The 12,752-nt window shown below is 52.7% G+C and carries 12 protein-coding genes; 10 read left to right on the top strand and 2 right to left on the bottom strand.

The features are described 5' to 3' along the window. On the bottom strand, positions 1-1,274 hold a 1,274-nt coding region (gene pgi / locus HP547_RS08620; protein ID WP_172286048.1), incomplete at its 3' end, for a glucose-6-phosphate isomerase. Positions 1,275-1,607: 333 nt separating this feature from the next. Here pgi and kdsA point away from each other — a divergent pair. From kdsA to HP547_RS08570, 10 genes are all read left to right on the top strand, one after another. After that, positions 1,608-2,450, top strand: coding sequence for a 3-deoxy-8-phosphooctulonate synthase (gene kdsA, locus HP547_RS08615; RefSeq protein ID WP_172286046.1), 843 nt, complete (start codon positions 1,608-1,610; stop codon positions 2,448-2,450). 543 nt (positions 2,451-2,993) lie between these two features. Then, positions 2,994-3,785 (top strand): ABC transporter permease, encoded by a 792-nt coding sequence (locus tag HP547_RS08610; RefSeq protein ID WP_172286045.1) that lies wholly within the window; start codon positions 2,994-2,996, stop codon positions 3,783-3,785. 12 nt (positions 3,786-3,797) lie between these two features. Next, positions 3,798-4,451, top strand: coding sequence for an ATP-binding cassette domain-containing protein (locus HP547_RS08605; RefSeq protein ID WP_172286044.1), 654 nt, complete (start codon positions 3,798-3,800; stop codon positions 4,449-4,451). 50 nt (positions 4,452-4,501) lie between these two features. After that, positions 4,502-5,608 (top strand): ABC transporter permease, encoded by a 1,107-nt coding sequence (locus HP547_RS08600; protein WP_172286043.1) that lies wholly within the window; start codon positions 4,502-4,504, stop codon positions 5,606-5,608. After that, entirely contained in the window at positions 5,601-6,686 is a 1,086-nt protein-coding gene (locus tag HP547_RS08595; RefSeq protein ID WP_172286042.1) for a polysaccharide biosynthesis/export family protein, read from the top strand. Before HP547_RS08600 ends, HP547_RS08595 begins: the two co-directional genes overlap by 8 nt. 128 nt (positions 6,687-6,814) lie before the next feature. After that, complete coding sequence (locus tag HP547_RS08590) at positions 6,815-7,807, top strand: capsular biosynthesis protein (RefSeq protein ID WP_172286041.1); 993 nt, start codon at positions 6,815-6,817, stop codon at positions 7,805-7,807. Continuing rightward, complete coding sequence (locus HP547_RS08585) at positions 7,800-9,329, top strand: stealth conserved region 3 domain-containing protein (RefSeq protein WP_172286040.1); 1,530 nt, start codon at positions 7,800-7,802, stop codon at positions 9,327-9,329. Before HP547_RS08590 ends, HP547_RS08585 begins: the two co-directional genes overlap by 8 nt. A 35-nt stretch (positions 9,330-9,364) precedes the next feature. Beyond that, positions 9,365-10,138, top strand: coding sequence for an acyltransferase (locus HP547_RS08580; RefSeq protein ID WP_172286039.1), 774 nt, complete (start codon positions 9,365-9,367; stop codon positions 10,136-10,138). Positions 10,139-10,189: 51 nt separating this feature from the next. Next, positions 10,190-10,609, top strand: a complete 420-nt coding sequence (tagD, locus tag HP547_RS08575) for a glycerol-3-phosphate cytidylyltransferase (RefSeq protein ID WP_172286038.1) — start codon at positions 10,190-10,192, stop codon at positions 10,607-10,609. An 11-nt stretch (positions 10,610-10,620) separates the two neighbouring features. Beyond that, the gene (locus HP547_RS08570; RefSeq protein WP_172286037.1) at positions 10,621-11,604 is read left to right on the top strand and encodes a hypothetical protein; all 984 of its coding nucleotides are present in this window, start codon (positions 10,621-10,623) and stop codon (positions 11,602-11,604) included. A gap of 164 nt (positions 11,605-11,768) precedes the next feature. On the opposite strand, the gene HP547_RS29930 is transcribed toward HP547_RS08570, so the two are convergent. Continuing rightward, entirely contained in the window at positions 11,769-12,452 is a 684-nt protein-coding gene (locus HP547_RS29930; protein WP_172286036.1) for an acyltransferase, read from the bottom strand. Between the last annotated feature and the right edge of the window lie 300 nt (positions 12,453-12,752).

The raw sequence follows: 12,752 nt of genomic DNA, 5'->3' as shown, positions 1-12,752 counted from the left end.
TACAGCCACTGATGATGGTCGGCCACAGGGTTGAAACTCACTACCGGCACGATGAAGTCAGCCGGAATCAGCTGGGCGCCTTGGTGCAGCAGCTGATGATAGGCGTGCTGGCCGTTACAACCTACGCCGCCCCAGATCACCGGACCGGTCTCAGTCTTCACTGGGGTACCGTCCTGCAGCACGCTCTTGCCGTTGGACTCCATGTCTAGCTGCTGCAAGTGCTTGGTGATGTTGCGCAGGTAGTGGTCGTACGGCAGGATCGCGTGGCTGCTGGCACCCCAGAAATTGCCGTACCACACACCCAACAAGGCCAGTAGTACTGGCATGTTCTTGTCGAACGGCGCTGTCTGGAAGTGTTGGTCCATGGCATGCGCACCAGACAACAGCTCTTTGAAATTGGCAGTACCGATAGCCAATGCGATCGGGAGACCGATGGCAGACCACAACGAATAGCGCCCACCCACCCAGTCCCACATGGGGAAGATGTTCTCTTCGCTGATGCCGAAAGCCACAGCAGCGGTCTTATTGCTGGATACAGCGATGAAGTGACGATACAGCTCAGCTTCCGTCCCCCCCTGTGCCAGATACCAAGTACGTGCGGCAGTTGCGTTCTTCAGAGTCTCAAGGGTGTTAAACGACTTCGACGAGACGATGAAAAGGGTGGTTTCGGCACGCAGCTTTGCCGACAGTTCGTGGAACTCGCTGCCGTCGATGTTCGCCAGGTAGTGGCAGCGCACGCCACGCTGGGCGTAGGGCAGCAGCGCTTCGGATACCAGCTCAGGGCCGAGGAACGAGCCGCCAATCCCGATATTGACCACATCGGTAATGGGCTTTTCGCTGTAGCCGCGCCATAAGCCATTGTGGATACGGGCGACCAACTCGGTGATCTGGTTAAGTACCTTGTGCACTTCGGGAATGATGTCGACTCCGTTGACACACAGCTTGTCAGCCACAGGTCGACGCAGCGCCGTATGTAGCACCGGACGCCCCTCTGAAGCGTTGATCAGCTCACCGCTGAACATCGACTTGATGGCGCCCTGTAACCCCGTTTGGTTCGCCAGGTCAATCAGCAAGTCACGGGTATGTTCAGTGATCAGGTTTTTGGAGTAATCCAGGAACAGGCCGCAGCTGCTCAGGGAAAATTGGTCGAAACGGTTGGCATCGGTGGCGAAAGCCTCACGCATGCTGAAACCTTGCATGGCGTCGCGGTGTTGCTGAAGCGCCTTCCAGGTTGGCAGAGCAGTGACATCATGGGGTGTACGGTAGAACGCCATTGCAGAGAGATCCTTGATGCTTGGTAATGCTTGACCCCGACAGTCATTGCCAGGTCCAGACTCGGCGCCATTATAGGCATTGAGCACGCGCGGGGAAGGGAAAGGCCTGCAAGGGAGGTTTTCAGAGGCGAAAAAACCCTCTGGAAAAATTGAAAAAACCCCTTGATCAGATAGACACGAGGCTCGCTGCCTGGATCTCACTACATCTGTAAACCCTGATCAACCTGGCAAAAAATTGTAGAATCAGACCAATCACGGTCGGCAAGCGGATGATGACAGCCTCCCCTCGCCACATCCTACAGGCTCCTTCCACTTTGAGTTATTGAGTAAAAAATGATCAAAATCACCCCAGCAATCGAATGCTCGAACTCGACTCCTTTCGTTCTGTTCGGCGGCATCAACGTTCTTGAGTCCGAAGATCTTGCCCTGACTGCCTGCGCAGAATACGTACGCGTTACAGAGAAGCTGGGCATTCCCTATGTATTCAAAGCCAGTTTTGACAAAGCCAACCGCTCTTCCATCCATTCCTACCGCGGCCCTGGCATGGAAGAAGGACTGCGCATTTTTGAAAAAGTGAAAGCTGAGTTCGGCGTACCAATCATCACCGACGTTCATGAAATCTATCAGGCTGCCCCGGTTGCTGAAGTGGTTGATGTGTTGCAGCTTCCTGCTTTCCTTGCACGGCAAACCGACCTTGTGGTCGCGCTGGCCAGGACTGGCAAGCCTGTCAATATCAAGAAACCTCAGTTCCTTAGCCCATCGCAAATGCAAAATATCGTGCACAAATTCAAGGAGGCTGGTAACGACCAGTTGATCCTGTGTGACCGTGGTACTTGCATGGGGTACGACAATTTGGTCGTGGACATGCTTGGGTTTGGCGTCATGAAGCGCACGTGTGATGACCTGCCTATCATCTTTGACGTCACGCACGCATTGCAAAATCGCGACCCTTCGGGTGCTGCATCAGGTGGCCGGCGTGATCAGGTGGTAGACCTGGCGCGTGCAGGCATGGGCGTAGGCTTGGCGGGTTTGTTCTTGGAAGCGCACCCGAACCCAGATCAAGCGAAGTGCGACGGCCCGAGCGCTTTGCCACTCGATAAACTGGAGCCGTTCTTGGCTCAGATCAAAGCGCTAGACGACTTGGTTAAATCGTTCGCCCCCCTGACCATCTCATGATGAATTTGAAATTTCATTGTTCTTCAAGCAGCCAGAAACATTTAGCGGCCGCTGACAGAACCTTGTGAATTTCACGACCATGTAGACAAGCATAAAGCCGCCTTGGAACTAGCAGCGGCTTTCTTAAACGAAAACGAATATGCTGCTTTAATACATTAACAAACAACGCATTTCCTACTGATATCGCCAGGCTCTTATACTAGTTAGCGAACTATCATGACCGATCAGCGTGAACGCAAGCGTCCTATGGCAGAGGAAGAGGACGAAGCCTGAATCAGCGACATACGGAGCTTGTTAAAAACAAACGGATATGCGTGCTGCTGGCCTTGATGCGAGCACGTCAACTGGAGCCAATCGGCTTGAGCCCGACATGGGATTTTCTTCAATTTTCTTGACGCTTGCGTCTCAGGGAATTAACCTCGCGCCCCTTAGAACATGGAAGTATCCGGGAAATCCCCAGCCTACTCGCTCAGGGAATCGGGCCTTTCGTGAAGATGAATTCCGGCGTGCCTAGGCGCGCTGCTTTGCTTTGCGGTAACCATCTTGAAGCCTCGTTCGTCGCTGCAGATTCAAAAATCAGTCATCTTCGCGCTGGTGTTGCGCGAGGCGCGAGCCCGCATTGGGGATCGCCGCATGGGCGCAGTGTGGATCCTGATCGAGCCAATTTGCCACCTTCTGATTTTCTCACTGCTATACACCATGATCCGGGGGCGCACGATCTCTGGGGTCGAGTACCCGGTCTTCGTGCTCGTAGGCATGGCACCCTTCCTGCTGTATCGCAACACCGCACTCAGGCTGATGGACAGCCTCCGGGAGAACCGGTCCCTGTTTGGTTACAAGCAGATCAAGCCACTCGACACCTATATCGCTCGCGTGATCGTTGAGGCCTGCATCAGCGGGCTGGTGTACGCACTGATTGTGTTCGGCTTCGCGTGGTGGGGGTTTGACATGTCCATCCATAACCCCTTGATGTGGTTCATGACGCTGGCGCTCGGCCTGCTTTTTGCCTTCAGCCTTGGCATGCTGCTGGCACTGATCACTCACGCGCTGCCTAGCTTGAAACTCGTCATCCGGATGATCTTCTTTCCCCTCTATTTCATCTCTGGGGTGCTCATTCCCGCTGCCTATCTCCCGCATGCGCTGATGCCAATACTGTTGCTGAACCCGTTCCTCCACCTGACCGAGCTGATCCGCGGCGAGGTGCTGCCCAATTACGCAATGGTCGATGGCATCTCGATTGGGTACGTGGCGGGCTTCACCTTAGTGCTGTTGTTCATTTCGCTAGGCAGTTACAGGGCGCGCAGGCTGCATTTGATTTCCACCAAGAATGGATGAGACCCAGGTACCGTGTTCGAATTGAGAAACGTTACAAAGTCATACCTGACCCCCAAAGGGCGCCGGTATGTCTTTCGGAATCTGTCGCTTGCTATTCCACCCGGGAAGAACATCGGCCTAATCGGCCGCAACGGTGCTGGCAAGTCAACGCTCATGCGTCTGCTGGGCGGCGCTGATGTGCCAGACTCCGGCACGATCGTCACCGACCGCAGCATCTCCTGGCCCGTTGGCTTGACCGGCGGCTTTCAAGGCAGCATGTCTGGAAGAGACAACATCAAGTTTGTCTGCCGGGTGTATGGCGCGGAGGGCGAAGCCATGCGCGAGAAAATTCGCTACGTTCAGGAGTTTGCCGAGATCGGTACCTGGATCGATGAGCCGATTAAGACGTATTCATCCGGCATGCGGTCTCGGGTAGCGTTCGGCTTAAGCATGGCGTTTGACTTCGATTACTACCTGATCGACGAAGTAATGTCGGTCGGTGATGCACAGTTCAAACGTAAGTGCAGAAAGGTTTTCCGGCAAAAGCTGAAAACTTCCAATGTCGTGCTGGTCTCGCACTCCATGTCAGAAATCTCGAAGCTCTGCGACATCGTCCTGCTTGTTAAAGATGGCGGCATAGAGATCTACGAAGACGTGATGGAAGGCATCAAGGCCTACAGCGCGTAATACCCCATTAATTTCAAGCAAGACTGTTTCACTCAAGGATGCATCACATTATGAGCAGCACGGGTAAATTCAAGGGTTGGGGCCTAGCAATCGCTATGGTCGTCCTACCAATGGTCCTGGCGGTCGTCTACTACGGCGTGTTCGCCGTGGACCGCTTCGTCAGCTCATCCCAAGTGGTGGTGCGTCAAGACGGCAACAACCAAGCAGCGCAGGTCCCTGGCCTTGCAACCCTGCTAACCGGTACCAACCCGGCCTCGCGGGAAGAGACGCTGTATCTTCGCGAGTACATCACGTCGATGGACATGATGCTGCTGCTTGAAGACCGCGTGCACTGGATTGAGCAGTACGCCGCACAGCGCAGCGACCTGTTTTTCTGGCTGGACAAGGACGCCGAGCGCGAAGACCTGCTCAAATACTACCAGCGCATGGTCTCGGCCCATTATGACGAAACGACCGGCTTGCTACGCGTTGAAGTGCAGGCCTTCACACCAGAACTTTCCGAGAAAATGCTGCGCACCATCCTGCAGGCCAGTGAGCACTTCGTTAACGAAGTCAGCCACAACATCGCCCGCGAGCAGATGAAGTTTGCCCAAGGCGAACTGGAAACCGCACGCCAGAACTACGCCCTGCAAAAAACGCAGCTGCTGACCTTCCAGAACGTCAACAAGGTGCTTGACGGTGGCACTACTGCCCAGAGCCGCGCGACCATCGTTGCCGACCTCGAAAGCCAGTACACCAAAGAACAGGCCATGCTCACCGAAATGACCTTCAAGCTGCGCGGCGATGCACCTCAGGTACGCCAACAACGCCAGAAAGTCGAAGCAATTACCCAACAGTTGGCCAAGGAAAAACGACTGTTGGTCTCTTCCCCTCAAGGCTCACAGTTGAACGTGGTGGCTTCGCGCTTCCAGCAACTGACCCTGGACGCCGGCATTGCCGAAGAAAGCTACAAAACCGCCGTTGCTGCTGTGGATAACGCGCGCATCGAAGCCAGTAAAAAAATTCGCACGCTGGTCACGGTTGTCAGCCCCAATACCCCACAGCTCGCCCTGTACCCAGAACGCTGGTACAACCTGGCGACAATTTTGCTTGGCCTGCTGATGCTGTACGGCATCACCCGCTTCATTCTGGCTTCGATCGAGGATCATCGTGATTAAATCCCTGGCTGTCTCTCACAACTTCAAGCTCAGGTTGGCAGCACTGGCCTTGGCAAGCTTGAGCCTGGCCGGTTGCGGTGGCACGGTTTCCGGTGCGGGCCCCTATAAAGGGGCGATCGAAAGCAAGACCGAGGCCTATACCCTCGTCGACATCAGCGAAAACACCATCGCACCTTACATGCGCGGCACCGTGCCACCAGTACTGGCCAGCGTAACCAAGCCTGTGTCGCCAGAAGTGCGCTTGATGGCAGGTGACACGCTCAACGTCTTGATCGCTGACACCGCGCCAGAGGGCTCGTCCCTATTTGCACCACTGGCAACTGGGGGCACGCAACTAAAGGCGCGCATCGACTCGCAAGGGATGCTTTCATTGCCTTACGTCGGGCGTCAGTTCGTGGCCGGCATGACCTTGAATCAAGTCGAAACCATGATTCATCGCCAGCTCAAAGGTATTACCACCGACGTACAAACGCACATCGAACTGGTAGGAGACCTCTCTGGCTCAGTTCTAGTTGCCGGCGCAGTCAAAACCCCTGGTCGCTTCAGCACTCTGCAGGGCCCACTAACGCTGCTGGATGCGGTCAATCAAGCGGGCGGGCCGGTACTAGAGCCTCACTTGGTGAACGTGACAGTGCGCAATGGTAGCCAAGTTCAACAGATCAACTACGAAGAAGTGCTGGCCGGAAATAACATGGTCCTGCGTCCGAACTCCGAAGTGGTACTGGACAGAGCACGCCAGCGCTTTGTCGCCATGGGCGCAGTTACCTCGCCTGGCCTCAAAGACCTCCCCGACCGCAACACGAGCCTGCTGGATGCTCTAGGCAGCGTGGGCGGCCTGCGTGAAGGTAGCGCCAACGCCGAAGGTGTTTTCGTCTTCCGCATGGAAAACGGCAAATCAAAACCTGTTGTATTGCGCCTCAACCTACGAGATCCGGCTGCCATATTCTATGCGCGCCAAGTCATGGTTAAGCCAGATGATACCATCTACGTTACTAACGCAGCAGTGTACGAGTGGCAGAAAGTCATTTCGCCTATCGTGCAGACCATGATTTTGGGGCGCGCGACCGGCGTTAACTGATAGCCATTGCCAGCATGCTCGGCCACCCGAGCAGGCTGGCACGAAGAGTCAGATGGCCAAGCCCATTTTCACAGGCTCTTGAGTACACCGACGGAACCGACAGTCCTGAGTAAGCAGCAATCTGAACGATGAATGACATATCGATTATCGTACCTCTCGACTTATCACAGCGCCCGCTGGATATCTTGCGAAAAGCCGTCAGGATGTCGGATGCCGCTGAGCGTGCGCGCGTTCCTCTGATCTTCTCGCTCAACGATCATAATAGCGCGAATGATCGTCGGCTAAAGAAGTGCCTTCAGAACAATACCTACACTACGCTCCTGGCCGAAAAGCACTATACTGGTTCAGTCAACCCAGCCTTGCTCCGAAACCGCGCATTTGAGGTCATCAACACCGAACTCATTGCCCTTTTGGACGTGGATATTTGGCCTGATTTCTCACTCTTAGAAAAGTACAAAAGCCTGATAGTCGGAGGGCACTCTCCGTTCTATTTCCTTCCCTGTATGTATCTGACTGCCAAGGGCTCTAAAGACCTCTGCAAAGGGAAAACAACGCCGGCTCAGCTCAAAGACAAGTATTTCTCGTTTTCCCGAAAAGAATTTCTGCACTTGGCCAACCCATCTTCTGTCACCGTGATGAAAAGCGCAGACTACGTGGCGATCGGCCGGTTCAACGAGTCCTACAATGGGCATGGCTACGAAGATTTCGATTTCATGATGCGCTTGGCACAGCATCATGGCTCGCTGCAGCCCTGCAGAGAGATGATGTCTAACAGAAGCGCACGGTCTCCCCTATTCACCTCCGGTTTCCGGCGCGCGCTCGGCCGCCTCTCGCTCGATGCCCTACTCAATAAAGACTTTGTTTTCCATCTTTACCATGAAAGGCCCAGCATCGTTGCGCACAAAGAGAAGCGGGAGTCTAATTACTCAAAGTTCGTAGAGACCCATGACAGGCATTGGGGCGACGAAGTTTCCAAAAGCCTACTAGAAGATTTTATCGAAGCCTGTCGCCTCTCCGAACGCAGCGTCGATGATTACTCCGCGCTGTTCGAGAACAAGCCTGGACACATAGACAGATTTGATACTTTCAAACGACGTTTGAGATTTTTATTAAATGAATAAGAAACCAGTTAAGTACAAAAAGATTCGCAAATTTTTGCGGGATCCAAACATGTTTTTCTATGACATGTTCCGTAAACGCGTCTTCAAAGATGCCCCTCCTGCGGCGATCACCAAAACTGAGGCCAAACCCCAACAGGTGACACGCAGTGTCGACCTCCTGGAGGTAAACCGGTTAGGCCTGCCCGAGTACATCCGCAAGTATCTGAATGCAGGGATTGGCGCCGAGGACGGAGTTAACCCCAACAGCTTGGTTCTGTGGAGTGGTTACCTTAATGGCCTCATCAGTTTTATTGGTGGCTTGAAAGATTCAACACCTACTAACGTGACAATCTACACGCTTGGTGGTGGCTTCAATATATCGTCCCGAGCCGACGAGCGTTTTGACGTAAAAGCGGTATGTTCCGCATTGGCCCAACGGCCAGACTTTGTCGTTGAGCTGTGCAACATCCTCGGCGAGACTCATGTCCTGCACTTCTACCTGTATGACCTCGCACCTTCCGGTGAGGCCACCATGCGTTCGGGTCGTGCCTGGCAGCGCCGTTTCCCAATCGACATGTTCGAACAGATTTACGCATCAAAAGCCGAGCGCGCGGATTACCAGTCGGTCGATGCGGTCTACACTTGGGTGAATCACGCCGATGAAGGCTGGCAGGCCCTCTGGACAGAGTCGTTCCCAGAAGAAGGTTTCGACCCCGACCGCTACACCAACAACGACGAACTGCGCTATTCGCTGCGTTCGCTGAACAAATATGCACCCTGGCTGAACAAAATCTACGTGGTTTCCAATTGCCAGAGACCGGAATGGCTGCGCGAAGATCCTAAAGTGGTGTGGGTCGATCACACTGAGATCTTCCCCGACACCACCGTGCTGCCAAACTTCAATTCCCATGCCATCGAAGCTTGCCTTCATCGGATCCCAGGGCTGTGCGAAAACTTCATCTACCTCAATGATGACTTTGTACTGGGCCAACCGTGTCTGCCTACTGACTTTTTCGATGAGATTGGCCGCTCACTTGCCTATTTCGAACCCTACGGCATGGCAGGTGACTTAATCACCGATGAAACTCCCGACTATCTGGTGGCTGCCAGCAATTCGCGCAAATTGTTACGTGACCTGTTCCCAGGTTACCAAGCAAAGAACCTTCATAGGCATGTACCGTATTGCTTGAAGAAGTCCGTACTGACCAAGATAGAAGACCTCTTCCCAGAGGTTTTCACTAAGACTCGCTCAGCGAAACGTCGCAGCTTGGAGGATATTAACCTGACATCCTTCCTTTATCACCACTTTGCCTATGCATCGGGCCTAGCCGTCAAGGCCGACGCTCCTGGCATCATTATTCGCCCGACCAACATTGCGCGTGTCGTCAGCAAAGAGCGTTTCAAGTACAAGCTCATATGCTTCAACGATGGCAACGGCAGCGCAGAAGACACGACCTATAAAAACCAGACACAGATTTTCTTTGATCAGCGTCTATTCCAAAGCGCCCCGTGGGAGCGTCATCGCCCTCAGGCCAGCGTTTAAAGACGCTCACGCAAGCTCGATCAAGGAAAAAACTGGTGATTGCAAAAATTTTTAAATCCATCTTTCCCGAGATCAGTATCGATACGATGCTGGACGCAGAAACGCACGCACTGCCGATCAAAGAATATGCCCTGAGCGAGTTGTCCGCCAAGCAGATACTGCCGGACCTCTTTGAGGCAAACTGCAAACTGTTTACCACGGCCAAGATTTTCAACGACATTCTTCAGCGAAAGAAAAATGTTGAAATTAAGTTTTTGGGGAAAAAGAAGGTTGCAAACTGCACACTTGTAATCCTAAGCGACACGGCTCAAATCCGGGTGATGTTCCGCCAAAGTCACGCAAAGGTATTCATCGGGGCAAAGTGTGAGGGCAAATTCGACATTCGTCTTAACAACCTCAAGCCGAAGATCTGTGTAGGCGATGCCGTTACTTCCCGAGGAATCCACATTGCGGTACACGGCAACGGCATCAGCATCGGTAAGCAATGCCTGATCGGTGAAGATGTTGTGATTCAAGGCCATGATGCCCATGGGATCGTCGATATCGACACTCTTGAGCTGGTCAACTCCGAAGACTCCCATACGGTTATCGAGCAACGGGTGTGGCTTGGCAAGAGGGTCATGGTTCTCCCAGGCAACCGAATCAGCCAAGGCGCAATCATTGGCGCATCGTCCGTAGTCACCAAAGATGTACCAGCCTGCTCCTTAGCGGTCGGCATACCGGCAAAAGTAATCAAGCACGGGGTAACGTGGTCTCGATCGCGTTACAAAGTCGATGATGAATGCAGAGATTTTATCAAAGCCCTTTGAAGTCCATTAATCAACCTATATCCTCTATCGACTCATAATCAGGAAGATCACATGAGCACTCGTGCTAAAACAGTAATCACCTATGGCACCTTCGACCTGTTCCATGTCGGCCACGTTCGCCTACTCGAGCGCGCGCGCTCACTGGGCGACCGCCTGATCGTGGCAGTCTCTGAAGACAGCTTCAACGAAGGCAAGGGTAAAAAATCTTACTCAAGCTACGCCGACCGCAGCCAGCTGGTAGCGGCATGCCGCCACGTAGATCTCGTCATCCCGGAACTGACCTGGGAGCAGAAGCGAGAAGACATCATCGCGCACAATGTTGACATTTTTGTGATGGGCGATGACTGGGAAGGTAAATTTGACTTCCTTAATGACATTTGCGAAGTCGTTTACTTGGCTCGCACCCCAGAGATTTCCAGCAGCCTCATCAAGGCTCACCTTAAAACGCCAACGACTTCAGCGGTCGCCTGAGGTCCTATGCAATGAGTCACGCCAAACAGGTTCATTACGCCTATGTAGCAAGCGAAAATCTTCGCTTGCTGGAGGAGGAGTTTGCTGCAGGCATAAGCGCTCAGTTGCCCGATTGGGAGTCGACGCAAGCCCCAGTGTCCACGCGCGCTGGGGCGGTGAATGTGACGTTCTTCATTTATCGTCGAGCTCACGTCATGATGTCCCACGGCTTGGCCGACAAAAACTACCTCACCCGCCGCGACCCACAACGTGGCTTTGAGATCAATAAGTACCGCTCGGTTTGCGTACCGGGCGACTGGCTCAAGCGCAAGTTGCTCAACACCCGGGGTGTGGAACTGTCAGCTAATCAAATTAAGGTCGTAGGTTGGCCTCGAATAGATACACTGCTCGCCGCACAGAAAAAGCAGTTGTCTGAGCAGACGATGGCCGACAAAATCGCTAAGCTGTCGCCCTTTCGTAAGATCAAAGTCTTGTGGGCTCCAACACATAACGCTGAGAGTAAAGCGGGGATAATTTCAAGCTACCCAGGCATACTCCCCTATGAGGATAGGCTACGGGCGCTCTTTGATTACGATTTTTCACTGCATCCCAATTTGCGAGAGTCGAAAAAGCCGACCTTCGAGAAACTGATCGAAGCGGATGTGGTTATCGCCGACCGCGGAACCCTCGTCTATGAAGCCTGGGCGCTGGGCAAGCCTGTAATTTTTCCTTCCTGGCTTATTGGCGAGGGTAACCTGTACGACGACTTGGGCTCCGCAGAGAGCCATATCTACCATGAGCGATTGGGCCTACACGCCAACAGCTTTGATGAAATGGTGGATATGATTCGGGAAGTAAAAAAACCAGACATGCGGACCTTGCAGTTCATGGAGTCTTACCTACCTAGGCGAACCCTGGGCAGGTCTTACGAACTGATCGCAAACTGTGTCAGCGAAGTTTGGGAGTCTGGGAATTTACGAATAGCAAAAAAAGTTATGAAACCCGTTCAGGTCTAGCTTCGAGATCCGAGCTGATACACACAAGTAATACAGAATTTCAGGATGGGTGCTCTCGATAGCTAGCGAGCAATTGCGATCAGCCTTGTTAGTATCAGCTTAGTGTTGTAGTGCCATAACCCGGAGATCTGCTCCGGGTTATGCGGCATATCATATCCAGCCATTCAGCTTTCGCTGGTCAAGTTCCAATAGACCGATTTTTCCACAGCAGATGCATCTGGCTTGAAAAATGGCTTGCTTAGAGTTAGGTGAGGCCTTTCCCATGCAACATCTTTCCGAATGAGCCTTGCCGGAGTTCCTGCAACTATACAATTGTTAGGGAATACTCCTTTAACGATGCTGCCAAATCCAATGATTGAACCATCCCCGATAGATGTCCCTCCTAGGATCGCCGCACGCGCCCCAATCCATACATGATTACCAATAATAACTGGCTCAGGCAGATTGAGACGCTCCCCCGACTTGACGCAAAATATAGGATGAGCATCATCTGCTCTTATTTGAACGGATGCCGCTATCATGCAGTCGTCACCGATACTAAGGCTTGAGTGTTCCGCAGTAGAGATATAAGCATTGTCGGTGCAAGTCACCCCACGCCCGATCGAAAGCACGCAACTCTCCCCAACCCTTATAAATCCGCGGAAAGTATTTTCACCTAAGGTGCACACGGCATCATTACAGTCGAAAGTAACAGTAAGACTTGCAGTTGCGAAGCCTTCGTGCACCACCAATCTATTGTTTACGCCACGAAAAACAATATTAACATTGTGCTCTATGACCCCCTTGAATTCAATTTTGTTTCCGTTGTCGTCTTCGTAAGCACTCAGCCTCTTAACATTAACAGCCACATCAAATACTCCGTGCAAAATTATAAAAAGAACAATTTCAGCGATACGACAACCAAAGATATAAAAATTCGAGGCAAAACCAATGAATGCAAAAAGCGCACTCTTCAGGGAGAGCGCAAACTGTAATTCAGCCCCAGCTTAGAGCAATGGGCAGAACCCTGAATATGCGCACCATCTTTAACCAAACATTGCCGACTAACAGCCAGTTCGATATTCACTGGCATTATTATCATCGAAAACAACAATGGGGCAACAAGTGCCCCATTATTGTAAAGTACCGGCTTCAACCAGCACGCACCT

The organism is Pseudomonas sp. CM27 (genome assembly GCF_013179515.1).
In the GTDB taxonomy this organism is placed as follows: domain Bacteria; phylum Pseudomonadota; class Gammaproteobacteria; order Pseudomonadales; family Pseudomonadaceae; genus Aquipseudomonas.
Note: the sequence above shows the minus strand (reverse complement) of the source record. Positions and strands in the feature narration are given on the sequence as shown.

Bases quoted from the DNA above. Each gene is read 5' to 3' on its own strand.
- HP547_RS08600 (WP_172286043.1), top strand. From the start codon at position 4,502: ATGAGCAGCACGGGTAAATTCAAGGGTTGGGGCCTAGCAATCGCTATG.
- tagD (WP_172286038.1), top strand. From the start codon at position 10,190: ATGAGCACTCGTGCTAAAACAGTAATCACCTATGGCACCTTCGACCTG.
- HP547_RS08570 (WP_172286037.1), top strand. From the start codon at position 10,621: ATGAGTCACGCCAAACAGGTTCATTACGCCTATGTAGCAAGCGAAAAT.
- HP547_RS08590 (WP_172286041.1), top strand. From the start codon at position 6,815: ATGAATGACATATCGATTATCGTACCTCTCGACTTATCACAGCGCCCG.
- kdsA (WP_172286046.1), top strand. From the start codon at position 1,608: ATGATCAAAATCACCCCAGCAATCGAATGCTCGAACTCGACTCCTTTC.
- HP547_RS08585 (WP_172286040.1), top strand. From the start codon at position 7,800: ATGAATAAGAAACCAGTTAAGTACAAAAAGATTCGCAAATTTTTGCGG.